At 55.0% G+C, this 25,310-nt stretch carries 20 protein-coding genes; 18 read left to right on the forward strand and 2 right to left on the reverse strand.

Annotated elements, in window-relative coordinates; genetic code table 11:
* The first annotated feature begins 381 nt into the window (after positions 1 to 381).
* The gene (locus BVH06_RS09385) at positions 382 to 1,551 is read left to right on the forward strand and encodes a CynX/NimT family MFS transporter (RefSeq protein WP_075933886.1); all 1,170 of its coding nucleotides are present in this window, start codon (positions 382 to 384) and stop codon (positions 1,549 to 1,551) included.
* 169 nt (positions 1,552 to 1,720) lie between these two features.
* Positions 1,721 to 2,155: a hypothetical protein gene (locus BVH06_RS09390; protein WP_075933887.1), complete on the forward strand. Its 435-nt coding sequence runs from the start codon at positions 1,721 to 1,723 to the stop codon at positions 2,153 to 2,155.
* A 631-nt stretch (positions 2,156 to 2,786) separates the two neighbouring features.
* Here the strand turns inward: BVH06_RS09390 and BVH06_RS09395 are convergent.
* Complete coding sequence (locus tag BVH06_RS09395; protein WP_075933888.1) at positions 2,787 to 3,020, reverse strand: YheU family protein; 234 nt, start codon at positions 3,018 to 3,020, stop codon at positions 2,787 to 2,789.
* A gap of 304 nt (positions 3,021 to 3,324) precedes the next feature.
* Between BVH06_RS09395 and ihfB the strand changes: the two genes are divergently transcribed.
* The 16 genes from ihfB (at position 3,325) to BVH06_RS09475 (ending at position 23,259) form a co-directional block, all read left to right on the forward strand.
* Complete coding sequence (gene ihfB, locus BVH06_RS09400; protein WP_074884791.1) at positions 3,325 to 3,612, forward strand: integration host factor subunit beta; 288 nt, start codon at positions 3,325 to 3,327, stop codon at positions 3,610 to 3,612.
* A 227-nt stretch (positions 3,613 to 3,839) separates the two neighbouring features.
* The gene (locus BVH06_RS09405) at positions 3,840 to 5,480 is read left to right on the forward strand and encodes a methyl-accepting chemotaxis protein (RefSeq protein ID WP_075933889.1); all 1,641 of its coding nucleotides are present in this window, start codon (positions 3,840 to 3,842) and stop codon (positions 5,478 to 5,480) included.
* Between the two features lie 329 nt (positions 5,481 to 5,809).
* Positions 5,810 to 7,315 (forward strand): MBL fold metallo-hydrolase, encoded by a 1,506-nt coding sequence (locus BVH06_RS09410; RefSeq protein WP_075933890.1) that lies wholly within the window; start codon positions 5,810 to 5,812, stop codon positions 7,313 to 7,315.
* 533 nt (positions 7,316 to 7,848) lie between these two features.
* Complete coding sequence (locus tag BVH06_RS09415; RefSeq protein ID WP_075933891.1) at positions 7,849 to 9,162, forward strand: Wzz/FepE/Etk N-terminal domain-containing protein; 1,314 nt, start codon at positions 7,849 to 7,851, stop codon at positions 9,160 to 9,162.
* Positions 9,159 to 9,761 (forward strand): sugar transferase, encoded by a 603-nt coding sequence (locus tag BVH06_RS09420; protein ID WP_075933892.1) that lies wholly within the window; start codon positions 9,159 to 9,161, stop codon positions 9,759 to 9,761. Before BVH06_RS09415 ends, BVH06_RS09420 begins: the two co-directional genes overlap by 4 nt.
* Positions 9,762 to 9,841: 80 nt before the next feature.
* Positions 9,842 to 11,017 carry a DegT/DnrJ/EryC1/StrS aminotransferase family protein gene (locus tag BVH06_RS09425; RefSeq protein WP_075933893.1) on the forward strand — a complete coding sequence of 392 codons (1,176 nt, stop codon included), beginning with the start codon at positions 9,842 to 9,844 and terminating at the stop codon, positions 11,015 to 11,017.
* 242 nt (positions 11,018 to 11,259) lie between these two features.
* Positions 11,260 to 12,516 (forward strand): oligosaccharide flippase family protein, encoded by a 1,257-nt coding sequence (locus BVH06_RS09430; protein ID WP_075933894.1) that lies wholly within the window; start codon positions 11,260 to 11,262, stop codon positions 12,514 to 12,516.
* Positions 12,517 to 12,518: 2 nt separating this feature from the next.
* On the forward strand, positions 12,519 to 13,886 hold the full coding sequence (locus BVH06_RS09435) for an O-antigen polymerase (protein ID WP_075933895.1): 1,368 nt from the start codon (positions 12,519 to 12,521) through the stop codon (positions 13,884 to 13,886).
* A 27-nt stretch (positions 13,887 to 13,913) separates the two neighbouring features.
* Complete coding sequence (locus BVH06_RS09440; protein WP_075933896.1) at positions 13,914 to 14,738, forward strand: glycosyltransferase; 825 nt, start codon at positions 13,914 to 13,916, stop codon at positions 14,736 to 14,738.
* Positions 14,739 to 14,777: 39 nt separating this feature from the next.
* Positions 14,778 to 15,908, forward strand: coding sequence for an N-acetyl sugar amidotransferase (locus tag BVH06_RS09445; protein ID WP_075933897.1), 1,131 nt, complete (start codon positions 14,778 to 14,780; stop codon positions 15,906 to 15,908).
* The gene (gene hisH, locus BVH06_RS09450) at positions 15,905 to 16,519 is read left to right on the forward strand and encodes an imidazole glycerol phosphate synthase subunit HisH (RefSeq protein ID WP_075933898.1); all 615 of its coding nucleotides are present in this window, start codon (positions 15,905 to 15,907) and stop codon (positions 16,517 to 16,519) included. Before BVH06_RS09445 ends, hisH begins: the two co-directional genes overlap by 4 nt.
* A 2-nt stretch (positions 16,520 to 16,521) precedes the next feature.
* A complete protein-coding gene (locus BVH06_RS09455) occupies positions 16,522 to 17,274 on the forward strand; it encodes an AglZ/HisF2 family acetamidino modification protein (protein ID WP_075933899.1) in 753 nt (250 codons plus the stop codon).
* A 24-nt stretch (positions 17,275 to 17,298) separates the two neighbouring features.
* Complete coding sequence (locus tag BVH06_RS09460) at positions 17,299 to 19,434, forward strand: bi-domain-containing oxidoreductase (protein ID WP_075933900.1); 2,136 nt, start codon at positions 17,299 to 17,301, stop codon at positions 19,432 to 19,434.
* A gap of 264 nt (positions 19,435 to 19,698) precedes the next feature.
* Complete coding sequence (locus BVH06_RS09465; protein ID WP_256575159.1) at positions 19,699 to 21,306, forward strand: heparinase II/III-family protein; 1,608 nt, start codon at positions 19,699 to 19,701, stop codon at positions 21,304 to 21,306.
* Entirely contained in the window at positions 21,303 to 22,541 is a 1,239-nt protein-coding gene (locus tag BVH06_RS09470; RefSeq protein WP_075933902.1) for a glycosyltransferase family 4 protein, read from the forward strand. The genes BVH06_RS09465 and BVH06_RS09470 overlap by 4 nt, the downstream gene beginning before the upstream one ends.
* A gap of 28 nt (positions 22,542 to 22,569) precedes the next feature.
* Positions 22,570 to 23,259, forward strand: coding sequence for an acetyltransferase (locus BVH06_RS09475; protein WP_075933903.1), 690 nt, complete (start codon positions 22,570 to 22,572; stop codon positions 23,257 to 23,259).
* A 269-nt stretch (positions 23,260 to 23,528) separates the two neighbouring features.
* On the opposite strand, the gene BVH06_RS09480 is transcribed toward BVH06_RS09475, so the two are convergent.
* The gene (locus tag BVH06_RS09480; protein ID WP_075933904.1) at positions 23,529 to 25,304 is read right to left on the reverse strand and encodes an alpha-L-rhamnosidase C-terminal domain-containing protein; all 1,776 of its coding nucleotides are present in this window, start codon (positions 25,302 to 25,304) and stop codon (positions 23,529 to 23,531) included.
* Positions 25,305 to 25,310 lie beyond the last annotated feature (6 nt).

A 25,310-nucleotide genomic window follows, 5' to 3' on the forward strand; every position in this document is an offset into this window, starting at 1 on the left:
CTTAGCGGATGAGTGTGGAGGGGCGCAGCGCAATCTACGTCGCAAGCTCAAGGCTTAAGGGTGGACACGGCTTGCAGCTCCTCCCCCCGATGATCAGTCGGGAACCATAACCTCACTGAAAGGCTGTAGTCGAGATACAAGGGTGGACGACGCTTCACCCGTCCACCGCTTCGAAACCGCAATGGTGGATGAAAAAAACGTCATCCACCCTACGTCCGCTTCCGCCCGTTGCAGTCATTACAGATGCAATTACGGCGAGTGATCGTGAGCAGCTTCTCATGCCATTGCACAGTGCGAGCACTGGCTCGCGCTTGCCCTAATCGAAGCGCACGAGTAGGGTTGCCGGCTCGGCTAAACCTGGCCGCATGATCAGGAACTCGTGTGAAACCCGTCTCTCGCGCCTTACTGCTGCTGGCCCTGGTGGCCGCAGCGGTGAACTTGCGACCCGGCATTACCTCGCTGGCGCCGCTTATCGAACGTATCGCTCAGGAACTGTCCCTGAGCCGCGGCTTTATCAGCTTGACCACGGCACTGCCGGTGCTGTGCATGGGCCTGCTGGCGCCCCTTGCACCCCGCCTGGCCGTGCGCTTCGGTCTCGAGCGCACCATCAATCTGTGCCTGGGGGCGATCGCCCTGGCGCTGGCGCTGCGCGTGGTTGGCCACTCCAGCACGGTCTTGGTCGGCAGCGCAGTGCTGCTCGGCGCTGCCATCGCCATTGCCGGGCCTTTGCTGTCGGGCTTCATCAAGCGTCATTTCGTGGGGCGCATGGGGCAGGTGCTGGCCTGGTACTCGCTGAGCATGGCCATCGGCGGCGCGATTGGCGTAGTGCTGACCATGCCGGCCACCCAGCTGTTCGGCGATGACTGGAGCTACGGCCTGGCGATCTGGTCAGTGCCCGCCATGGTGGCGGTGTTCATCTGGTGCGTTTTGCCCCAGCAGCGCGCCGAGCCGCTGAGCCGCGAAGACGCGTCCGCCGGCCTGCCCTGGCGCGAAGGGCGGGCATGGTTGATCAGCGCCTATTTTGCCCTGCAGGCCGGCCTGTTCTACGCCGTGGCGACCTGGACGGTGGCGCGCTACCAGGAGGCGGGCCTGTCGGCGATGCACAGCAATACGCTGTTCAGCCTGGCCATGCTGATGGGCTTGCCGAGTTCTTTCGTCCTGCCGATGCTGGTGCAGCGCTTCAACCGTTACCTGCTGATGGTCGCCTGCGGCAGCCTGACTCTGGTCAGCCTGGTGATGATCACCTTCGTGCCTACCTTCATCCCGGAATTCTGGGCGTTGACCCTGGGCTTCGGCATGAGCGGCTCCTTTGCATTGTCGCTGCTGTTGCCCATCTACGAGGCTGGCTCGCCGCTGGCGGTCAGCCGCTGGACGGCGATGATGCTCGGCTCGGGCTACAGCGTGGCGTGCCTGAGCCCGGTGCTCAGTGGCCTGGCTCGCGATATCTCGGGGACCTATCAGGTGCCTTTCATGGTGCTGACCGGGATGGCGGTGGTGATGGTGGTGCTGGCCTGGACCATGCGCAAGGGCCCGCGTCGGCCTTCAGTATGAATGCCCTGTGGCCTGGGTAGAGCGAAGCGAAACCCCGGATCATGGGCAGCCCGTGAATGCGCGTGATTGAATGACCCCCATCACTGTCCTGACTGGCCCTTCTGTGCGCAGCATTCCCCTGCATCGCGCGCTGTGATAGAAGGCTGCCAGTTTTTAGCGGAGTGCCCCCGTGGAATCGGAATCCATCGTCTACGGCAACATTCGTGACTGGCCGTCGGACAGCCCCTCGGAGAGTCGCCTGCGACGCCTGCTCAACAAACAGGTGCTCGATGCATTGCCGTGCGGCGACGCCTGGCCATTTCTGGGCCGCGAGATGTTTTCATGCTGCCAGCAACCTGGCATCGGCCTGTACCAGACCCAGGTCATTCACTTCGGCGCCAGCTACCAGACCATCGAGTACGAGTGGAAGCTTTGGGTCGCCGAGTTCGAGGCGCTGCTCAAGCGCCTCTATTGGGCCAGTGCTGTAGTGCACCTGGAAACCGAACTGAACGGTACCCATACCTTTCGCTGGGAAGCCGAGTCGGAAAGCGGCCTGCACAGCCCGCAGGACGGCGCGTTACGCGTGCGCTGTGCCTGGGAAAGGGAAGGGGGATTGCGCGGGTAACGCGGTGACTAAACCATTCGCCGCGGGACCGGGATTGCGAGCAACCCACCGCCCCTGTAGGAGCGCCGACCCGGCGCGAGGCGACTGCGGCCTCGCTGCGGAACTGGCGTTGCAAGCACCATTCGCCGCGGGTCGCGGCTCCCACCGTGATTGCAAGCAACCCACTGTCCGCGTAGGAGCGCCGACCCCGGCGCGAAGTGATTGCGGCCTTGCTGCAAGATCGGCGTCGAACACACGATTCGCCGTGGGTCGCAGCTCCCACAATGATCGCGAGCAACCTATCGCCCGCGTGGGAGCGCCGACCCGGCGCGAAAGCGATCGTGGCCTTGATGCAAGACCGGCGTCGAGCACACGATTCGCCGCGGGTCGCGGCTCCCACCGTGATTGCAAGCAACCCACCGCCCGCGTAGAAGCGCCGACCCCGGCGCGAAGGCGATTGCGGCCTTGCTGCAAAACTAGCGTCGTACACACCATTCGCTGCGGGTCGCAGCTCCTACAATGATCGCAAGCGACCCAACGCCCGCGTGGACGCCGACCCGGCGCGAAAGCGGTTGCAGTCTTGCTGCAAAACCAGCGTCGTCAGCCCATTCGCCGTAGGTCGCAGCTCCCACTTATCAGGCCACGCCTAGCCTCAATCCTCCTCCAGCCATTCCTTCGGCACGTCGCGCTTTAGCGCCAACTGGCACTGTTGGCTCTCCGGGTCGAACACGATCACCGCGTCGCCTTTATCCAGCGCGCGACGTACACGCGTCACGCGGGTATCCAGCGGAGTTTCGTCGCCGTTATCGGTGCCATCCCGGGTGACGAAGTCTTCGATCAGGCGAGTAAGAGTATCTGCCTCGAGCAGATTGGCGGGGATCAGCAAAATTTTCTCCTGAGGCGCTGGCAGCTTCTGAGCTCTGAATGTATAGGTTCCGTTGGACGGCGCTCGCGATCATTTGATCACCTTTCCTGCCTCAGCCGTGCAGACCGTGAGCACCAATCGCCAGCTTCGCCAACAATGCTGTTCAGTCAAAGACTTAGGCTCACATGCCGGAAACGACGACAATCGATTCACAACGCCAAGCACATTTTCAGAACTGGTGGTTTTTTAGGCTGTTCAAAAGCTGATCAGCGTGCTACAACCTTTCCATCGAGTGACATAGCCGCTTGAAAACGAAGGGAAAAGTATGACCAAGTCGGAGTTGATCGAAAGAATCGTCACCCACCAAGGGCAGCTTTCAAACAAAGATGTCGAGCTGGCCATCAAGACCATGCTGGAACAGATGTCCCAGGCGCTGGCGACTGGTGATCGTATCGAGATCCGTGGCTTCGGCAGCTTTTCTCTCCACTACCGCGCACCGCGTGTGGGCCGTAACCCCAAGACAGGGCAGTCGGTACGCCTGGACGGCAAGTTCGTCCCGCACTTCAAGCCCGGCAAGGAGTTGCGCGATCGGGTGAACGAAGAGGACGAGTGATCCTCGAACGCGCCTGTCAGTTCGACACCTCTGCCATCTCCATTACTTCTCTTGGCCTGCTGACGTTGCAAATCATGCATTGTGCAAATAGCGGTATCGCTTGGCCAATCTTGCTGAAATAAAGTTTTACATTCCCCTTCAGGCCGCTTCAGGACTGTCGATAAGGTGGTGATGCCGCCGATCACCGGTGCCGCAGCTCATCTCCATCCCTTCGTGCAGGCCTGCATATGAACTGGTTCTACGACGCCAAGATATCAACCAAGCTGTATCTTGCATTCGCGCTTTGCGCCTCTATCACCTTGATCGTTGGGATCCTCGGCAGCCAGGGAATCGGCTCGTTGTCTTCGAGCTTGCAATCGGTGTTTTCCAATAACCTCGTTTCGGTCGCCAAAACTGCCGAGGCGCGTTCCAACGCGGTTGCGCAAAGCCGCGACCTGTATCGTTTGCTGGCCGCAGCCACGGCTGGGGGCGATGCAGCCGAGCGAAGCGCCATCCTCGCTTCCATGAAGGAGAACCGTCAGACCAGCGAGCGTGCATACGCCGTGTACCGTGCCACGCCCCTGGCAGACGACGAACGCGCCGCTGGCGACCGCATGGACAAGGACTGGCCGGCTTATCAGGCCATTATTGATCGCGCAGTGGCGGCCATCGAACGCGGCGATCTGGCCGGTGCCAAGCAGTTGATGTCCGGCGAGCTGCATGAGGCCTACCGCACGGTCATCGACGAGATGGGCATCATGGTCGAATCCAATAACCGGCAGATCGGCGAGGGCGCCCAGGATGCTCGTGAGAGCGAGGCGGCTGCCAAGCTCAATCTTTACATCGGTATCGGTGTCGCCTTTATCGCTGCGGTTCTCCTGGGCATGTTCATCAGCCGGGCGATCAGTACGCCCATTGCATCGGCAGTCCGCAACGCCGAGCGAATCGCGGGCGGCGACTTGACCAAGGCAATCGAAAGTGGCCATCGCGACGAAGCTGGCCAGCTGCTGACAGCCCTTGGCGCCATGCAGAACGGCCTCAAGGGCACCATCCAGCAGATCGCCAGCGCCGCGGACCAGTTGGCTTCAGCCGCAGAAGAGCTCAACGCCGTGACGGAGGAGAGCAGCCGTGGCCTGACTCGCCAGAACGACGAGATCCAGCTTGCCGCCACCGCCGTTACCGAAATGAGTGCGGCGGTCGACGAAGTGGCCCGCAACGCCACCTCGACCTCCGAGGCCTCCCGACAAACCAGCAAGGAAGCCTCCAGCGGTCGTGACCAGGCGCGCGAAGCGGTCAAGGCCATCACCAGCGTAAATAACGAAATCGGCCAGTCGACCGTAATCGTCGATGAGCTGGCCGGTAGCGTACGGGATATCGCCAAGGTGCTCGACGTCATCCGGGGCATCGCCGAGCAGACCAACCTGCTGGCGCTCAACGCGGCCATCGAGGCGGCGCGGGCAGGGGAGCAGGGCCGTGGGTTCGCCGTGGTGGCCGACGAGGTGCGAGCCCTGGCGGCGCGTACCCAAGCCTCCACTGGAGAAATCGAAGCGATGATCGCCAGCGTGCAGTCGCGCGCCGACGACGCGGTCAAGGCCATGGGCAACAGCCGCACCCTGGCCAACAGCACCCAGGAGCTGGCCAAGGCCACGGGCGAATCCCTCGAGCGCATCGCCCAGAACATCGCCGAGATCAACGACCGCAACATGCTGATCGCCACCGCTTCCGAAGAGCAGGCCAACGTCGCGCGGGAAGTGGACCGCAACCTGATCAACATCCAGGACCTGTCCACCCAGACCGCCGCCGGCGCCAACCAGACCAGCGCCTCCAGTCAGGAGCTGTCGCGCCTGGCCGTGTCGTTCAATAATCTGGTCAGTACCTTCAAGCTCTAAACACTGTTCGCAGGTTTTACAGGTCAATGGGCAGCAGCCGAACGCAGGCTGCCGTCCTGCGCACCGATGTAGGAGCGGGCCATGCCCGCGATTCGCTTTGTTTAGGTCAGCTTACTTGCGTCCCTTCAACTCGCCAGTAAGCCGCTTTGCGTCATGAGCCTCCGTAGCCTGGGTCGAGCGAAGCGATACCCAGGTTTCCAGCGCACGCCTATCCAGCCCCCGCTCAAAAACAGCAAGCACCATGTGTTCCGGCGCTTTCTTCAAACCGCCTCATAACGCATCATTGCGCCTCTCCAAAATCTGGCCGCCAAGCGTTGAAGGACTAGCCGGTGGATTACCCCCGTATCACCCATCACGGCGCCCAGAACGGCGTGACCGGCTCCTGCCACCAGCTGCATATCACGCAGCACAGCAGTGTCCTCGTCGACTGCGGCTTGTTCCAGGGCGCCGACGCCTCGCCACTCGGTGCGCGGGCTGATCACCAACTTATCGAGTTCCCCCTGGATGGCATTCGCGCCCTGATCGTCACCCATGTGCATGCCGACCATGTAGGGCGCATTCCCTATCTGCTGGCCGCCGGCTTCGAAGGGCCGATCCTGTGCAGTGAGCCTTCGGCCAAACTGCTGCCCATCGTCCTGGAGGATGCGTTCAAGCTCACCTTCAGCCGCGACCAGAAGCAGGTCGAGCGTTACCTCAAACGGGTGCAGGAGCGCATTATCGCGCTGCCCTACGAACACTGGTTCCCCCTGCAAAGCGATGAAGGGCTTGAGGCCAAGGTGCGCCTGCAGCGCGCCGCCCACATGCTGGGCTCTGCCTATGTGGAAATCGACGTGCAGTACAACCCCGGCGAAGCCAGCACGCGCGTCGTATTCTCGGGTGACCTCGGCGCCCCGGGCGCACCGATCCTGAAACCCTGCGTGCCACCGGAGCGTGCCGACATTCTGGTGCTGGAAAGCACCTACGGCGACCGCCTCCACGAAGACCGCAGCACCCGCCGCCAGCGGCTGGAACAGGTCATCGAACACGCCCTGGCCAACAACGGCACCGTGCTGATACCCGCATTCAGCGTCGGCCGCACTCAGGAACTGCTCTACGAGCTGGAAGACATCATCCACAGCAAAAAGCTGGACACCCCAGCCCGCGCGTCAGCGCCCCCTGTGGGAGCGGGCCATGCCCGCGAAAATCTTGAAGCCAAAGCAAATGCCCAAGCCGAAATCAACTGGCCCCGCCTGCCCATCATCCTCGACTCCCCCCTGGCCAGCCGCTTCACCCAGGCCTACCGCGAACTCAAAGACCACTGGAACGACGAAGCCCAAGCCCGTGTCCAGGCCGGCAGAAAGCCCCTGGCGTTCGACCAACTGATCACCGTCGACAGCCACGCCGATCACCAGAGAATTCTCAATCACCTGGTCAGCAGCGCCCGACCCGCCATCGTTATCGCCGGCAACGGCATGTGCTCCAGCGGGCGCATCGTCAACTACCTCAAGGCAATGCTCGGCGATCCACGACACGACGTGCTGTTCGTCGGTTATCAGGCCAGGGGCACGCCAGGCCACGTCATTCAGCGCTTCGGCCCGCGCAACGGCTACGTGGAATTCGATGGGCAGCGCTATGACATTCGTGCCGGTGTGCATAGCATTGGTGGGTATTCGGCCCATGCGGATCAGGCGGGGTTGGTTGGTTTTGTCACGGCGATGGAGCAGTGGCCGGGGGAGATTCGATTGGTGCATGGGGAGGAGGGGGCTAAGGCGTTATTGGCTCGGGCCCTGTTGGATGCCGACAGTGCACGCGGTTTGAACATTCAGATTCACGCTGCTGCTCTCTCTGCAAGGTGAAAACACATTGCGGAAGAAAGTGATTACTCGCTCACATTGATGGTAATCAATTCATAAAGAATGGTTACAATGAGTGCTTGATCGGGTACCAGAACCATCCATTTTGGGCCAAGTATCATAAATGCAATCCGATTGATACCAGCTCGTAGGCATTCAAGGCACGATGTCACAGCTTGCACTGCGTTGCAGGTTTTACAGGAGTGCAGTGAAGGCAAAGATTGCTGGATCCGATTATAAGGATGTTGAATTTGGCTCTAACGGCCCCCAGACGCTACCTATCGAGTGAGTGTTTGCCTACCAGGTTCATGTTGAGAGGGCTGGCTTTACTGCCTCGTCTATTAGCACTCTCACGCTTTGGGCCTCTGTGCCGCAAGCCGCTTCAGCCGTTGCCTTTTCGATCGCTCGCAGCGGCATCCTTGCCCTCGGTATGACGTATCGACGTGGATTCATCGTCTGCGCAACTCCCCAAAGAGCTCGCGTTTTTCCGTGCCTCGAACTTCTCTCGCCCGCCTTGAAACAGGATGACTGAGCCCATGCCGCATGTCCCAACCGCCCGTTCGCAGCACGACGAAATCGACCTCGGCGAGCTAATTCGCGCATTGTGGGAACGCAAAAAGCTGATCATTGGCGTCGCTGCCGTTGTCACTCTGCTGTCCGTTGTTTATGCATTGTTGGCAACCAAGTACTACCGTACCCAGAGCATCCTGCGCCCGGTGGCGATGAATGTGCTCGATGAGCTCAATGCGTCGGGTTTGTACGAACTGACCCCCGAAGAAGCACTGCAGCGAGTTGGCGCAGGTATCAGCTCCTACGAGTATCGCCTGGAGTACTTCAACGCCAACCAAGAACTGTTCGGGCCGGACGCCATGAGTGATGGCCAGACGCCTGAGCAGGCGCTAAACCAGATCATCGACGATTTTGAGATTCTCCGGCCTGCGGCCAATCGTACTGACGGGGGGTTTTCCTATGTGGGCCTTGCCTATACCTACCCGTGGGGCGTTAAAGGTGCTGACATTGTCAATGGGCTGATTCAGTACGTCATTCAGCAGGAACGTGCTGCCCTGGCTGAAGATGTGGAGGTGATCATCCGCAACCGCCTCGCCAAGCTGGAGCAGCGCATGGCCTCAGAGCGCGCTGCCTACCAAGCTAACAAACAGGCGAAAATTGCATCCCTTTCCGAGGCTAACGCCCTCAAGCGTGCCCAGTTGCAGGACGAGCTGAATTCGTTGCGCAAGCAACTGCGCACTCGCCGTGACGACCGCATCGCTCAGTTGAACGAAGCCATCACGATCGCCAAGGACCTGGGCATCGATAAGCCCAGCACGCCATCCACTCTTGCCGACAGTGCGCCGATGGCAGGCTCTGGTAATGTGATCCGCACGGAAGTCAATAATCAGCAGATCCCGCTTTATTTTATGGGCGCCGAAGCATTGGAGGCCGAACGCAATGCGCTACAAAAGCGCCGTTCGGACGAATTCACCGAGCCGCGTATTGCCGAGATTCAAGCTGATTTACGACTACTGGAGCAAAATCGCGAAATTGAACTGCTCAAGCAGCGTGCCGATGAGGACGTATACATCGAGAACTATGCGAAGTGGAGCCAGGAAGCTGCAGAGCTCAAGGGGCTGAACCTGAATCTTAGTGCTTTGCAATTGGTGAGTATTGACAGGCAAGCAGTTTATGCTAGTGCGGCAATTAAGCCCAAACAGCCTGTTGTGATTCTACTTGGTATCTTAGCAGGCTTAACCTTGGGTTTTTTTGCGGCACTAGTTGCGTTTTTTTTAAACGAGACTGGCGGGCGCGCTAGCTTGAAGTACCGCGAGGGGATAGAGAAGGCTCAACTATGAAACGACTTCTAGATATTTGCATATCCCTTTGTGTCTTGGTGTTGTTATCGCCTATGATTCTTGTTCTTTGGTTAGTAATCGCCAAAAATTTGGGTTTTCCTGTACTGTTTTCCCAGTGCCGGCCTGGTTTGGCGGGGAAGCCGTTTACTATGCTCAAATTCCGCAGTATGACAAATGGTAGGGACTCATCAGGTGAATTGTTGCCTGACGATCAGCGAATGACTCGGGTTGGACGATTTTTGCGCGCGTCCAGTCTCGATGAGTTACCTGGGCTTTGGAGCGTCCTCAAGGGTGATATGAGCCTTGTAGGCCCTCGGCCGTTATTAATGGAGTATCTGCCTCTGTATTCGCCTGAGCAGGCTCGGCGCCATGATGTCAAGCCTGGAATAACTGGCTGGGCCCAGGTAAACGGTCGCAATGCCATCAGTTGGGAGCAGAAATTCGAGTACGATGTTTGGTATGTGGATAACCACAGTCTTCTTCTGGATTTTAAGATCTTGTATTGGACGGCTCGCAAAGTGCTGATACGTGAAGGTATTTCACAGCAGGGGAGAGCCACTATGGATAAGTTTCAGGGCAGCCATAATAATCGTATCTAAGGGTAGCGCCACTCGGCCGGTTAGGCCAAAGTTGTGGCGTGATGGTTGCGATTCTATTTAAGGTATTTAGGAATACTGTGATGTTAAATACTAGCCTTAGTCCATGGCCTAGCTATACCGATGAAGAAATTGCCGCAGTTGCCCAGGTGCTGAAATCCGGAAAGGTAAATTACTGGACGGGCAATGAAAGCCGCGAGTTCGAGCGGGAGTTTGCCGCTTATGTGGGATGTGCGCATGCGATAGCGCTGGCCAACGGAACGCTTGCGATTGATCTCGCGTTACGGGTGTTGGGTATCGGGGCAGGCCATGAGGTAGTAGTAACGCCTCGCAGCTTTCTCGCCTCCGCAAGTTCTATTGTGAATGCAGGTGCTAAGCCTGTTTTTGCCGATGTGGACCCCGATACACAGAATATTACTGCTGCAACAATCGAAGCAGTATTGACCTCGGAGACCAAGGCTATTCTTTGCGTTCATCTAGCGGGACAGCCTTGTGATATGGATCCCATCATGGCGCTAGCTGACGCCAGAGGCTTGTACGTCATCGAAGACTGCGCGCAGGCGCACGGCGCACGATACAAAGGGCGCCATGTCGGGACTATCGGTCATGTCGGTGCGTGGTCTTTCTGCCAAGACAAGATCATGACCACTGGCGGCGAGGGAGGCATGTTTACTACCAATGACAAATCCTGGTGGGAAGCGGCTTGGGCCTACAAAGACCACGGGAAATCATGGGCAGCGGTATATGAGACCCAGCATCCGCCGGGCTTTCGCTGGTTACATGAGAGTTTCGGGACCAATTGGCGTATTACTGAAATGCAGTCGGCTCTTGGTCGCATTCAGTTGCGCAATCTCGATGCTTGGAGGGCTCGTCGTCAGTTATTAGCTGCGCGTCTGGATGCTGTGGCGTCGTCTTTCTCGTCGATACGGTTGGCTCCGCTCTATCCTGATATTGATCATGCTAAATACAAGCACTACATGTTTGTGCGCCCAGAACATCTTAAGCCAGGCCTTGATCGTGATGCCGTTGTGAGTCGGCTAGTAGAACGTGGCGTGCCGTGCTTTCAGGGTTCGTGCTCGGAGATGTACCTTGAGAAAGCTTTTGACGGTACTGGATTTCGGCCTGCGAATCGTTTGCCAGTTGCCAAGGCGTTGGGGGACACTAGTATGATGTTTCTGGTTCACCCTACACTGAAGGATGCGGAGATAGATATGGTCTGCCAGGTATTAAGGGAGGTATTAGTTGAAGTCACGCGATAGGACGGCATGGTACACGCAGCATTGCATGATTGCAGCATGTTAGCGTTATAGAACTGACCCAATTTTTACTTGTAATAAACTGAGTTAGTGTATCGGGCCAGTCTTGCTGGTACAGGGCCAAGTACAATCATCTTGACGGGGTGAGTTAGTTGAGATGTTGATGGGTTAAGTATGAGTTGAGCCTTCAGCAAGCTACCAATCGCTGAACTACGAGTATAAAAACGTGGCAACGACATAGAAAAATGAGCGGTCATTCAAAGAATCTGATAGCGCTGATCGCGATACAAGGCTCCAACGCATCGCTGCCTTTGCTCGTCTTTCCTTATGCTTTGAGCATGCTGGGTTCTGCAAGTTATGCTGACTTGGTCTTTGCTGAGGCGCTATCGTTCCTCGCAATTGCAATTGTGTTGTATAGTTTTGAGATTGACGGCGTAGCAGATGTAGCCGGCTTAAGCGTTGAAAGAGATCGCAGCAGGATTTCACGGGTTTTCAGTCGTGTACTTTATACACGATTGTGTCTATTTTTCCTCGCTGCGCCAGTGCTTGTAGTTGCCATTGCTTGTTACCGTCCTGAGTTAGGTGAGTTGGCTGCCTGGTGGATGTTGGTTCCCCTAAGCTACGCTCTTCAACCAACTTGGATGTTTCAAGGGTTGCAGCATAATACCGCTCCAGCAATTTGTACGCTTCTCTCAAGGTTTGCCGCTGTTATGCTTGTTCTGCTGCTGGTGGTCGGCCCTGAAGATACCTTGCTGCTGCCGCAGATCATAGGTTTAAGTTATATCGGGGGTTCGCTTGCGCAAATTGCGTGGGCGATCATCCGCCTAAAATTTAGACTGATGAGTATATCGTGTAAGGAGATGCTTGCTTGCATCAAGACAGGGAAGGAAATATTTCTTGGCAATATAGGTGTGGTTCTCTATCGTGACTCGAATGTTCTGCTGTTAGGCCTGGTAGGTTTGGCCGGCGTGGAATTAGCGGCGTACTCCTTGGCAGAGAAGATAACTAAAGCCATGCAGGCCGTTATTAGGCCACTAAATCAACTATTCTTCCCTCGTGCTGTATTGGCCGTGCGGGCCGTCGGTGCAGCTAATCTGGACGCCCTATCTGCGCTCTTCAGGCTTACTTGGCCGCAATTGCTGGCGCTAGCGTTCGCATGGGGTGGCCTTTATCTCATCATCCAACTAGGCATGACATACTTTGCTCAAGGAACTCGAATTCTAGAGTTGCACGCAATTATCTCACTAGCGGCGATCATGAGCCTTGCAACCTTTTTTGGTGTTGGCAATTTCATGTTCGGTAGTGCGGGGTTGAACATCCTTGGTGAAAGAAGAGTCATGCTTTACTGTATTCTACTTGCAGCTGCTACCAGTGTCGGCTCAACGATCATATTGGGCAGCCTATTCGGCGCAATGGGTGCAGCGTTAAGTTTGGTGCTAGCCGAAGGTTTTTTATGCTTGTTGATTATCCAGTACTACATGCGCTCGGCGGCTAGGCGCTGATTATGGAAGGCAAGATTATCGCCTTGGCATTCAGCATGCTTATTCTGCTGCAAGCATGGATGTTGCGCCGTCATTCTGGTACGTGGATCATCCCAGGATGCATATTCGGTATCTTTTGGTTCCTCTACACTTTCATTCCCTTAGCTGTACTATGGGACATCCCGGTCAATCCTGCGGGAACTGCCTATATTCTGTTTGCCTGTGTTGTCTTCTCGGCATCAGGATATCTCTTTCGATGGAAAGAGGTGTTTGATCTCAGGCCGGGCCTATATGAGCCCGAGTGCTATAATAACTCATTTTTGCGGCTTTGTTTCTACGTCGGCAGTAGCCTAACTATTATCTGTCTTTTGATTGATTTGGGGGTTCAGGGTGTAACGTTTGAGGCTGCGATTACAAAGCCGCTGACAATTGCAAACGAAATGATCGCAAAGCGTTATAGTAACACATTGCAGCCAAATGTTTATGCCCAGCTGAGCTTTGTGCTTCAATACCCTAGTGCCGTACTGGGAGGGTTGGTCTTCGCTTCTTGCCGTCGCGGCACTATGCATAGCTTGTTGTTGCTAGGACTTATATTTCTGCCCTCCGTGCTGGCAATGCTGTTGCAAGGAGCTAAGGGTAATTTGTTTTTAGTAATGGTGATGTTTTGGGCGTCAACACTCTTTTGCAAGGTTATGCGCGGAGATTTGTCTCTTATTACCCTGCGTGAAATCCGCCGGATAGTGCCCTATGGTATTCTGGTCGTGAGTTTCATTGTTGCGTCATTTCTGGCGCGTGGCTTAAGTGATTTGAGCGGTGATGAGCTTGAGCGTCAACTAACTCGCCTTTTCGCTTCATATGCAGCTGCACATATTTATGCTTTTTCCGACTGGTTCGCCTACTATCTAGGTCAAGGGGGGGCGTTTCAGTACCGCGACAATCTTGGTCAATATGGTTTTTATACGTTTATGGCGTTTGCTAAGTTGTTGGGAGAGACTGGGCATGTGCCTGACGGCGTTTACACCGAGTATTTCGTGTACCAGAACGTTGTTCAAACCAATATTTACACAATGTTTCGTGGTCTAATAATTGATTTTGGGCTATGGGGTGGGTTTCTAGTGCTTTTTATTGCTGGTGTCGGCTTGCATATTTCGTATTATCTAATGCTGCGCTTGCGGCGTCCCGCGTGGACGGTTTCGTTTTTTGTGCACTCGATCGGTTTCTTCTATTCCTCATTCATCATCAGCCTGTTCATCTGGAGCAGTGTGGTTGCTAGTGTGCTAATCACGGCCGCGTTGCTGATGTTTAATAAATTTTATGTGGTATGGCGCCTGCGCTCATACGATTTACCTAAGGAAGTAGCGCGTCTTGATAAATTTCATCTCGATGAGTGAATCGATATTCAGTAAGGTGGGACCCCGATGAAGCTGGGTTATGTCTGTACAAATTACAACAACAGCGCCTATACACGCGTTGCTGTCGATACGCTACTAAAAATTCCGGGGCACGATTGTAAAATCGTCATCGTGGACAATGCATCTGACAAAGAAAATGTCGAGATATTGCGTGGTATTCAGAAAGAATTTTCTTCGGTCGATGTTATCTATTCGCCAAATAATTCGGGCTATTTTAGCGGCCTAAATGCCGGTATTGAGCGATTGCGGATGAACTATCCTGACCTTGGTTGGATGGTTGTCGGTAATAACGATTTGGAGTTCCCTAAGGACTTCATTGACAATATTGAGGGAAAACTCAGCCATTTTTCGACATTCCCAGTTATTTCTCCGGATGTTGTGACGCTTGACGGCGAGCATCAAAACCCCCACGTGATTGAACGCATCAGTAAAGTGCGGGAGTTTTTCTATGATGTCTATTACTCGAACTACTACGTGGGCATGCTCATGCTCAAGCTGGCTTCACTGATGCCTTCGCTATCTGAGCGCACCGACGAGCAGCAGTGGCGTGTTGCGAGGCCAATCTATCAGGGTCACGGTTCTTGCTATATTCTTGGGCCAAAATTTTTCGAATTGTTCGGCAAACTCTGGGCCCCGACTTTTATGATGTCGGAGGAATTCTTTCTCAGTAAACAGCTGCAGGACAAAGGGTTCAAGGTCTACTATGACCCTGGCGTGCAGGTTCTGCATCACTGGCATGCTTCGCTGGCAACTTTGCCTGGCAAGCGCCGCTGGCAGATGGCTCGTGATGCGCATCGCGAATATCGTAAATATGTGAAAGTGCTGGGTTGATGTCGGCACTCTGACTACTTCTATCAGGAAGCTTTTTTCATGCCTTACCAAGTCTGCTCCAAGTGCGTAATGGACACTTCGGACTCCAAGATCCGCTTTGATGAAAACGGCGTGTGCGATCACTGCCTCGGATTTGAGGCGGATGTGTTGCCCAACTGGCATCCCAATGACGAAGGCAAGCGGATGTTCGCCAGGATGGTCGAAGAGATCAAGGCTAGTGGTAAGGGTAAGCCTTTCGATTGCATCATGGGTATGAGCGGGGGACTTGATAGTTCGTATTTGCTACATCTGGCTGTCAGTGAGTTCGGCTTGCGTCCTCTGGTCTTTCATGTGGATGGTGGCTGGAATACCGATCTGGCGGTCAATAACATCCAGGTGATCGTCGATAAGTTGGGGCTGGATCTTTATACCGAAGTTATCAACTGGGAAGAGATGAAGGATTTTCAATTGGCCTTCTTCAAGTCTGGTGTTCCGCATCTTGATATTCCACAGGATCACGCTTTTATCGCAACGCTGTATCACTTTGCCAATAAACATAATATCAAATATATAGTAAATGGTGGTAACTACGCTACCGAGTGCGTTCGCAACCCTAAAGAGTGGCTTTACTACGGCACCGACATGGCCCAGTTGAAGGATATTCATCATCGGTTTGGCACGCGGCCACTTAAGACTTATCCGTTCAGCAGTATCCTGTTTCATAAGGTATATCTGCGCTATTTTCGTGGAGTTAAGGTGGTTAAGCCGCTTAACTTCTTGCCTTATACCAAGGAAAGTGCTGCGCGTACCTTGTCCGAGATGTACGGATGGCGTCCGTACCCTCAAAAGCATTTTGAATCCAGGTTTACCAAGTTTTATGAGGCATATTGGCTGCCTACTCGATTTGGCTATGATACTCGCCGCGTCCAGTATTCTAGCCTCATTCAAACGGGCCAGATGACGCGGGAAGAAGCCCTTGAGCATCTCAAGCATCCAGCATACGATCCTGCCACGATCGACGAGGATTTTGAGTACATTGCCACCAAGCTTGGCATTACGACCGACACGCTACGTGGTTATCATGCAATGCCCAAAAAAACTTACAAGGATTATAAGAACCAGGAGTGGTTATTCGACTTGGGAGCTAAGTTACTTAAGGCTGTTGGGGTCGAGCGAGCGGTAAAACGATGATCGCCATTATTGATTACGGCTCTGGCAATGTCGGCGCCATCGCTAACATCTACAAGCAGCTCAAGATAGCCCATTGTATTACCGGGGATCTGGGTGAATTGGCACGCGCCGATCGTTATGTGCTGCCCGGCGTTGGAGCCTTTGACACAACAATGTCTTATCTGCGCGGGTCAGGCATGGTTGATCTACTTAATGAGCAGGTGCTGGTCAACAAAAAGAAGGTGATGGGTATCTGCGTAGGCATGCAGATCCTGGCCGATTCCAGCGAAGAAGGGGCGCTCCCTGGACTGGGCTGGATTCCTGGTAAAGTATGCAAGATCGATGCGTCGAACTTGCCAGACGCGCCGCGTCTTCCGCACATGGGCTGGAATTCGATTACGTTGAAGCGCGAGCATGCCATTTTCGACGAGGTAGACTGTCATAGGGGTTTTTATTTCTTGCACAGTTACTTCTTTGATGCTGCTCAGCCCGATGATGTTATCACCACTGTCGACTATGGCAGCGAGCTAGTCTGCGGCGTGATGCACGATAACGTTATTGGCCTGCAATTTCACCCTGAGAAAAGCCATTCCAACGGCATGGCCATATTCCGTAATTTCGCCGGAGTCTGAGCATGTTGCGTTCCAGAATTATTCCCTGTCTTTTGATACAGGACGGCGGCTTAGTCAAGACCCGTCAATTCAAGGATCCGAAGTATGTTGGTGACCCACTGAACGCTGTGAAGATTTTCAATGAAAAGGAAGTCGACGAGTTGGTCGTCCTTGACATTGATGCGGCTGCGCAGCGCCGCGCTCCCAATTTCGCTTTGCTAAAGAGCTTAGCTGTCGAGTCGCGTATGCCTCTTTGCTACGGTGGCGGCGTGACACAAGCTGCCGAGGCGGCCAGGATCATCGCTTCGGGCTTCGAGAAGGTATCGCTCAGTGCCGCGGCATTGGTGCGCCCTGAGCTCATCAGTGAGGTGGCACAAGCAGTGGGAGCGCAAAGCGTGGTTGTCACGTTGGATGTTCGCAAGAACAAGTTCTTTCCCGGTTATACGGTTTATACCCGCAACGGTCAGGACAAGCAGAAGGTTGATCTTCTGGACTTCTGCCGCAAGGCGGTGGAGCTAGGTGCAGGTGAGATAGTGATCAATTCCATTGATCGTGACGGCGAGATGTCAGGTTACGACCTGGCATTGGCCAAAAGTGTACGTTCAGTGGTGTCTTCACCACTGTCTTTTATTGGCGGCGCTGGTTCTGTCGATGATATGCAGGCTCTTATAGATGAGGTCGGTATCGTCGGCGCTGCTGCCGGCAGCATGTTCGTGTTCAAAGGGCCTTACCGAGCCGTGCTGATCAATTATGCAAAGCCTGCAAGGCTCTCCTGACAAGACACATTTTTTGAGTTGACTATGAAACAGATCCTGCAGGATATGGGCAAAGGTACCACTTACATTGCTGAATCACCCGTGCCTTCGCTGCGGCGTAGCGGGGTGCTGATTAATACGTCAGTGAGTCTGATCTCGGCCGGTACTGAACGTATGCTGGTCGGTTTTGGCAAGGCCTCCTACCTTGAAAAGGCAATGCAGCAACCCGAACGGGTCAAGATGGTGATTGAGAAGGCACGCACCGATGGTCTGCTGACCACTGCGGATGCGGTGCGCTCCAAACTAGCGCAACCCTTACCGCTCGGGTACTGCAACGTGGGGGTAGTGAGTGAGGTCGGCGAAGATGTGCGCGGCATCAAGGCTGGCGACCGTGTAGTTTCCAACGGGCCGCATGCTGACGTCGTGAGTGTGTCGCAGAATCTTTGCGCGGTGATTCCTGACGGCGTAGACGACGAGTCGGCATCGTTTGCTGTAGTGGCCAGTATTGGCCTTCAAGGCATACGGTTGGCGCTGCCAACGCTTGGCGAGAATTTCGTCGTCACTGGCGCGGGCTTGATCGGTCTGCTGACAGTTCAGTTGTTGCGCTCTCAAGGGTGCCGGGTACTGGCTATCGATTTCGACGACAATAAACTCGCGCTGGCGCAGCAGTTTGGAGCTCAGGTTTGCAATCCTGGCCGTGGGGAAGATCCTGTTGCTGCGGGACTTGCATTCAGCCGGGGGCAGGGGGTGGACGGTGTTATCATTACAGCGTCCACAAAGTCCTCCGATCCCGTCACGCAGGCAGCCCGTATGTCGCGCAAACGTGGTCGTATCGTGCTGGTAGGTGTAACGGGCCTTGAGTTGAATCGTGCTGATTTCTACGAAAAGGAATTGAGCTTCCAGGTCTCTTGCTCGTATGGGCCTGGCCGCTATGATCCTGATTACGAGGATAAGGGGCGCGATTATCCCTTAGGTTTCGTGCGTTGGACTGAGCAGCGGAACTTCGAAGCCGTGCTGGATTTGATGTCAAGCGGGCATCTCAACGTCACGCCTCTTATTTCTCACCGCTATGCTTTCGAGGACGCTGAACGTGCATATGAGTCGTTAACCAGCGATAAATCCGGCTTGGGGATCTTGCTGCAGTACACTTCAGCTGCTTCAACTCGGCAGAGTAAAACCGTTGTATTGCGTCCCGACGTAATTTTTGTGGCGCAGCAACCTGTATTGGGTTTCATCGGCGCTGGCAATTACGCGTCTCGCATGCTCATTCCCGCATTCAAAGCGGCAGGCGCACAGTTTCACAGCATTGCCACAGCAGGCGGGGTCAATGGTGTAATTCACGGTGAGAAAGCAGGCTTCGTTGAGGCCACAAGCGATACCGATGCGCTGATTACCAACTCCACTATCAATACGGTCGTGATTGTAACTCGCCATGATTCACATGCGCGCTTTACTGCCCAGGCCTTGAACGCTGGCAAGAACGTCTTTGTCGAAAAGCCCTTGGCTATCGATGCGGAGGGGCTCGAGATGGTTCGCGTTGCCTATTCCGCGCAGCATGAGGCCGGTCGTACACCTCAATTAATGGTCGGTTTCAATCGTCGTTTTGCGCCCCATGTTCAAAAAATGAAACAACTGCTCGCGCCGGTCAAAGAGCCGAAATCGTTCATTATGACCATGAATGCCGGCACTATCCCGGCAAATCATTGGACACAGGACAATAGCGTCGGTGGCGGTCGCATCATCGGGGAGGCCTGCCATTTCATCGACCTGATGCGTTTCCTGGCCGGAAGTCCAATTGTATCTGTGCAGGCTCGACGCATGGGGGACAATCCAGGTGTGCTGGTTAATGAAGATAAGGCCGCGATCACGCTGGGCTTCGAGGATGGGTCATTTGGGACGATCATGTATCTCGCTAACGGCGCTGCGAGTTTTCCAAAGGAACGTGTCGAGGTGTTCGCTGCGGGTGGTGTGTTGCAACTGGACAACTTCCGCAAATTGCAAGGCTTCGGCTGGCCGGGCTTCAAGAAGATGTCAGCTTGGCGGCAGGACAAAGGCCAGTCTGCTTGTGCCGCAGCATTCCTAGATGGCCTTCGCAATGGCCAGCCCGCGATTCCTAGCGAGGAAATTTTCGAGGTGGCTGCTGCGTCGTTGGAAGCTGCTGCACTGCTACGCGCGCAGTAGGACCCAGCCTTGAGCAGACTTGAGAGGATTCGTGCGGTCTTGTCGCTAGGCTTGCCGAATGTTGCTAGGGCTCTTTCATACCGTGTAGGCGTGCGGTTAGGTGTGCATCCGGTCATCCGGCTGCGTGCCGCACCGCCTCAAGGTCCGTTCTTTGCTGCCTCCGTTGCTGAGCCCAGCTCCTTGCCGGTAGTGTCGGCTTGGCAAGATGCGGGTAGTCTGTTCAGCCGCTGGCCGGTCTCGTGTTCGGACTCACCGCCACGATGGATGGTGAACCCACTTACCGGTGTCTCGCTGCACGACCCTTTACGACCGTGGTGGCATATCCCGGACTTTGATCCCAAGGTTGGGGACATAAAGTTGCTGTGGGAGCTGTCCCGCTTCGACTGGGTTTTGGCTTTTGCTCAGCGCGGCAGGCAAGGGGATTCGGCGGCCATGGTTCGACTGAATACTTGGTTGCAGGACTGGAGCCAAGCTAACGCCCCTTATCTTGGACCTAACTGGAAATGCGGCCAAGAAGCGTCACTGCGCGTTCTTCACCTGGCCGCGGCCGCGATCATGCTAGGTCAGGATGCGGATCAGGCTCTGCCTGGCTTGAGTGCACTATTAGTTGTGCATTTGCAGCGTATTGCTCCGACGCGGCATTATGCCGTTGCTCAGGATAATAACCATGGCACCTCAGAGGCCGCGGCGCTTTTTGTGGGGGGGAGTTGGTTGGCAACGTTGGGCGACCCCCGCGGGCACGCATGGGCGGCAAGTGGGCGCGCTCTGTTGTGCAATCGCTCGAGCCGGTTGATTGGCAAGCAGGGCACTTTTAGCCAGTACTCGCTCAACTATCACCGCATGATGCTTGACGCACTCAGTTTTGCTGAGCTTTGGCGGCTTCGTCTGGGGGAACCGGTTTTTAACGCAGGCTTTCAACAGCGCGCTCATGCAGCGGCGCGTTGGCTGTATGAGATGGTCGACCCGGTCAGTGGTGACGGCCCCAATGTCGGCGCGAATGACGGCGCCAGACTATTCCAGTTAGCTGATACTGCCTATCGCGATTATCGGCCCTCGGTACAGTGGGCGTTAGCCCTTTTCGCTAGACAAAGAGCCTATGCCCAGCCTGGCAGTTGGGACACCCTGCCCGAGTGGTTAGGTGTCGATATGAATCTGCCGTCTGCACCTCCTCGTAGGGGATTGTGGGCTGACGACGGCGGTTTTGCGATTTTGAAACAAGCCGACGCAATGGCTTTGTTGCGTTATCCGCGGTTTCGTTTTCGTCCGAGCCAAGCCGATGCCCTGCATGTTGATCTATGGGTAGGTGGGCTGAATCTCCTGCGGGATGCAGGCACGTACAGCTACAACACGGATCCGGCCTCATCGGCTTATTTCACGGGGACGGAGGGTCATAACACTGTTCAGTTCGATGAGCGAGATCAAATGCCACGCCTAAGCCGATTCCTTTTTGGAGCGTGGCTGCGGGCTGAAAGCGTTTCTTTCTTGCAGGAGGCGGGTAGCCGGGTATCCCATGCGGCGGCTGCCTATAAGGATCATGCAGGAGCACGACACGAGCGCAGAGTCACTTTGGTTCCTGGCGAGTTGCGTGTCGAAGACCGTATTGGTGGTTTCGCTCGGCAGGCTGTTCTGCGATGGAGGCTTGCTCCCGGTCAGTGGAAGGTCTTGCCGACCAAAGCTGAATCGGTAGGCATCGTCGTGGAGCATTCATCCGGAGATTGCCTATCTGTTTCTGCGAGCATCCCGCTGCAATACGCGGCGTTGGTGCTAGGCGAGGAGTCGCGGCACTATTACGAACGAACACCTGTACCTGTCCTTGAAGTAGCGGTGAATGACGCCGCTCAGTTGACATCGGTTTATAACTGGAAAACATGAAGATTTTATATTTCCACCAGCACTTCGTAACACCATACGGTGCGGGCGCCATACGTTCTTATGCCATGGCCCGTGAGCTCTTGGCCCAAGGACACCAAGTCACGATGGTGTGCGGCAGCATGCAGGGTGGCGATACTGGATTATCGGGGCCCTTTGTAGGAGGTATCCGCCGCGGCTTGGTCGATGGCATCGATGTTATCGAGCTCGGTTTGGCCTACTCCAATAATGACGGCCTGTTCAAACGCTCTGCAACTTTTTTAAAGTTCTCTTTACGAAGCGTCGTATTGGCTTTCAATGAGCATTACGATGTGCTTTTCGCAACGACTACGCCACTAACAGCAGGTATCCCGGGGATCCTTGCGCGGTGGCTGCGGGGGCGTCCCTTCGTATTTGAAGTACGAGACCTATGGCCCGAACTGCCACGTGCCATGGGGGTGATCCGTAATCCCATCGTGCTTGCCTTAATGGGTGGGCTCGAGTGGCTAAGTTATCGCTCGGCTCACCGTCTGGTGGGTTTGTCTCCGGGCATCGTAGATGGGATTGCTCATCGAGGTGTCGCACGGAACCGCATTGCATTGGTGCCCAATGGTTGCGATCTAGATATTTTTGATGTTTCCGTAGAGCCGTGGCGCCCGGAAGGTATTGCTTCTGCCGATTTGATGGCTGTATTTGCCGGCACTCACGGCGTTGCCAATGGGCTGGGTGCCGTGCTGGATGCTGCGGCGGTGCTGAAGAGCCGTGGCAGGGCTGATATCAAGATTCTTCTGATCGGACAAGGAAAGCTCAAGCCCGCTTTGCAGGAGCGTGCGATCCGCGAAGAGCTGAATAATGTTGTGTTTCATGACTCTGTCAGTAAGACGCGCCTTGCTGGGCTTATGGCGAGTACGGACATCGGTTTGCAGGTACTCGAAAATGTACCAGCTTTTTATTACGGCACCTCGCCTAACAAGTTTTTCGATTACATCGCGGCAGGAGTGCCCGTACTCAACAACTATCCTGGCTGGCTGGCTTCGATGATCGAAGCGCGCGAGTGTGGATTCGCGGTGCCCCCGGCAGATCCGGCTGCATTTGCCGACGCTCTGGAGAGCGCTGCTCAGGATAAAGAGTCCCTGAAGGCAATGGGGGATAGGGCTCGTGCATTAGCAGAAGAAGAGTTCAGTCGCGCGCGTCTTTCCAAATCTTGGGTCGAATGGGTCGTTGGCGCGGTGGGATCCTCCTCCAAGTCTGTTAACTGAAGTCTGGTGTAGAAAGCGAGTGGATGTAATGGATTTATATGCTGTTTATGGCGCGGGTGGATTCGGTCGCGAGATGATGTATGTGGCGCGGCAGCAATTGCGCGCGCAGGGTGTTTCGCCTGATCAGGTTATATTTGTAGATGACGCGGTGAAGGAAAACCAGTTGATTAACGGGCAGCGCAGTATGCCTGCCACTGATTTTCTTGCGTTGCAAAGTGTTCAGCGTCATGCAGTTTTGGCCATCGCCAATAGTGAGATTCGCGAGCGTCTGGCTTTACGCTGCGTTGAGCACGGAATAAAGCTGTGGAGCTTGTGCGCCGAAACCGCGCTAATCATGGATGGGGTGGAAATTGGGGAGGGAGCCATCCTGGCTCCTTTCGTCAACCTAACAGCTAATATTCGCATAGGAAAGCAGTTCCATGCAAACAGCTACAGTTATGTTATGCATGACTGTGTCATCGGCGATTTCGTGACTTTCGCGCCAGGCGTGAAATGCAATGGCAATGTGGTGATCGAGGATCATGCATATATCGGTGCAGGCGCAGTCATTAAACAGGGTGTCCCCGGCAAGCCTCGAGTTATCGGTCGGGGAGCTGTTATTGGCATGGGCGCTGTTGTCACGCGCGACGTGGCACCGGGAGTTACCGTGGTGGGCAATCCTGCTAGGCCGATGTCAGTGGCTGCCAAAATGTCTAGCGTTTCTGCTTCAACCGATTGAGAAACACTTTGGCGGGTGTTGCTCAAGAGTATAAGAAAACCGGTGGCAGCGTTGGTTTTTTGAAATTGAAACGAGCGATCCGAAATGATCCGCTGAGCTCAGCTTCTCTAAGTGACATAGTTGCTTTGAAACAGGCTTGATCGTTGATCTGACTCATAACGGGAAATGCTCCAATCAATCGACAGGAGCATTGCTGCAACTTATCCTGAGTGGCTAGGCGCTCGCACTGTGCGGCCATTGCGACGCGATTAACATCATGATAACGGCGATCAATGTGCTTTCCAGGTAAGCGTGTGCTCACCCGCGCCTAGCTCCATTACAACGCCACTATCTTGCGTATAGACAGCGGTGCTGCCTTCAGGAACTGTGACGGCGAGACGCTGATTGGCAGGCTGAACCTGAAGCAAAATACTGCCATGAGGTGTGGGTATCACGGCCTGCAGATTCTGGGTCAAAGCCCTGGATGGTGAAAGCCTCCACTTCTTCCAACCCGGCTCCACCGGCTCTACCCCTGCCATGAAGCGCGGCATGATGTTAGCGGGAGCAGCGCCCCAGGCATGCGTCCAGTCCTCGTTGTACTTATATTTGATGTCCCATGCCTCATGAGTAACCGTAGCGCCATACTTTTCGATGGCATGCAGCCAGCCTCGGTCAGTGCGATTGACGATCAATTCAAGAGCCGCTTGGTCTTCCCCCTCTTGATAAAGGGCTTCAAGCAGATACTGGGCGGTAAAAATGGAGCCAGGAAATCCACCATCGTAGCTGGCAATGCGGTCTTTCAAGGCTGCGATGAAAAGCGGCTTCTTCTCTTCAGGGACGAGGCCGAAAGCAAGAGGGATGAACAGGCTGTGAGCTGAGGTATGCGTTGACCCCACTCCGTCAGACAATAATCCATTAGGAAGAGACGCATGCGCAAAAAGTCCGTCACGTAGCTTATCCGCAAGGTCAGTGAATGTCTTCTGGTCGTCTGTTTTATCGAGTGCCTTGGCAATATGCGACATTTTGACCAGGCTGATATAGATAAATGCGTTGGTCACGGTGTTCTTAGGACGCATTTCGTGTCCATCGCGCTCGGTGGGTAGCCAATCGACAATATCTTCGACTTTTTCTTTAATACGTGTGCGCGCTTTGAACTCTGGAGACATGCTTGAGACATCTACCAGTCCATCGATATCGCCCATGAGTTCATGGTAAGTCAGAAACTTCAGCCTCTCGTAATGCTTTGCTAGGAAGGCCTTGTCGCCCGTGTGCATGTAATCTGCCCAGGCCATTAACAGCATGTGGGCTTGCCATTCCGTAGGCCAGGAAGGGTTTTCAACGAGGTGTTCAAACGTGCGACGTGGCACGCTGGTTTCCCCTGTTGTGTAGTGCCAGCCCAACTGATTTATATAAGCATCAGCTTCGTAGGGCAGGCGTTCACGATCCCCATCGACAAACAATGCGGCAAAGCTGGTTGCTGCCATGGTGTGTGAGGACAGCTCCCAAATCGCGTTCAACTCAGCGTCGCCTGCCCCCTTGAACGTGACAGTGCCAGTATCTTGGTACCGCTGGGCGACCGCCGCGAGCATACCAATCGCATCTGCTGGAAACTCGCCTTTCCAGCCTATAATTTCGACGTATCGCAGCGGCATAACCGCGCCAATGCGCTCCGGCATCAACCGAGAGTCACGCTCAGGTAAGGGCACCGTCAGCGTGCTCTTGCCAAGCTTGATATCAGGCACCAGCTCAAACCGCACTGCGGGAGGCTCTGGTCCGATGGCTTCAAATGGCTTGGGTTCGGATGTCTCCTTCATGATGACTGTAATCGTCCGATCCTGATTGGCGGCATTAGGAGTGATATCTATTTTCCCGAACCAGGTCTTACCGAAGTCAATAAGAACCTTATCGCCCTCTTTGATGATTCTTACAGGTTTGATGTCGACCAGGCGAACTGTGGGTGCAGGCTTGGACTGGAAGTATGCGAATGCTGAAGCGGCCGTGATCGCTGTAACGCTCAGAACAGCGAAAAAAACGCGTTTCGCGGCGGAGTACTTGGAGGATGTCATTACGCA

Source organism: Pseudomonas sp. PA27(2017) (assembly GCF_001945445.1).
Taxonomy (GTDB): Bacteria; Pseudomonadota; Gammaproteobacteria; order Pseudomonadales; family Pseudomonadaceae; genus Aquipseudomonas.

What these genes read in the sequence shown, in the direction of transcription:
- ihfB (WP_074884791.1), top strand. Translation starts at nt 3,325, where the DNA reads ATGACCAAGTCGGAGTTGATCGAAAGAATCGTCACCCACCAAGGGCAG.
- BVH06_RS09405 (WP_075933889.1), top strand. Translation starts at nt 3,840, where the DNA reads ATGAACTGGTTCTACGACGCCAAGATATCAACCAAGCTGTATCTTGCA.
- BVH06_RS09415 (WP_075933891.1), top strand. Translation starts at nt 7,849, where the DNA reads ATGCCGCATGTCCCAACCGCCCGTTCGCAGCACGACGAAATCGACCTC.
- BVH06_RS09420 (WP_075933892.1), top strand. Translation starts at nt 9,159, where the DNA reads ATGAAACGACTTCTAGATATTTGCATATCCCTTTGTGTCTTGGTGTTG.
- BVH06_RS09425 (WP_075933893.1), top strand. Translation starts at nt 9,842, where the DNA reads ATGTTAAATACTAGCCTTAGTCCATGGCCTAGCTATACCGATGAAGAA.
- BVH06_RS09430 (WP_075933894.1), top strand. Translation starts at nt 11,260, where the DNA reads ATGAGCGGTCATTCAAAGAATCTGATAGCGCTGATCGCGATACAAGGC.
- BVH06_RS09435 (WP_075933895.1), top strand. Translation starts at nt 12,519, where the DNA reads ATGGAAGGCAAGATTATCGCCTTGGCATTCAGCATGCTTATTCTGCTG.
- BVH06_RS09440 (WP_075933896.1), top strand. Translation starts at nt 13,914, where the DNA reads ATGAAGCTGGGTTATGTCTGTACAAATTACAACAACAGCGCCTATACA.
- BVH06_RS09445 (WP_075933897.1), top strand. Translation starts at nt 14,778, where the DNA reads ATGCCTTACCAAGTCTGCTCCAAGTGCGTAATGGACACTTCGGACTCC.
- hisH (WP_075933898.1), top strand. Translation starts at nt 15,905, where the DNA reads ATGATCGCCATTATTGATTACGGCTCTGGCAATGTCGGCGCCATCGCT.
- BVH06_RS09455 (WP_075933899.1), top strand. Translation starts at nt 16,522, where the DNA reads ATGTTGCGTTCCAGAATTATTCCCTGTCTTTTGATACAGGACGGCGGC.
- BVH06_RS09460 (WP_075933900.1), top strand. Translation starts at nt 17,299, where the DNA reads ATGAAACAGATCCTGCAGGATATGGGCAAAGGTACCACTTACATTGCT.
- BVH06_RS09465 (WP_256575159.1), top strand. Translation starts at nt 19,699, where the DNA reads ATGGTGAACCCACTTACCGGTGTCTCGCTGCACGACCCTTTACGACCG.
- BVH06_RS09470 (WP_075933902.1), top strand. Translation starts at nt 21,303, where the DNA reads ATGAAGATTTTATATTTCCACCAGCACTTCGTAACACCATACGGTGCG.
- BVH06_RS09475 (WP_075933903.1), top strand. Translation starts at nt 22,570, where the DNA reads ATGGATTTATATGCTGTTTATGGCGCGGGTGGATTCGGTCGCGAGATG.
- BVH06_RS09480 (WP_075933904.1), bottom strand. Translation starts at nt 25,304, where the DNA reads ATGACATCCTCCAAGTACTCCGCCGCGAAACGCGTTTTTTTCGCTGTT.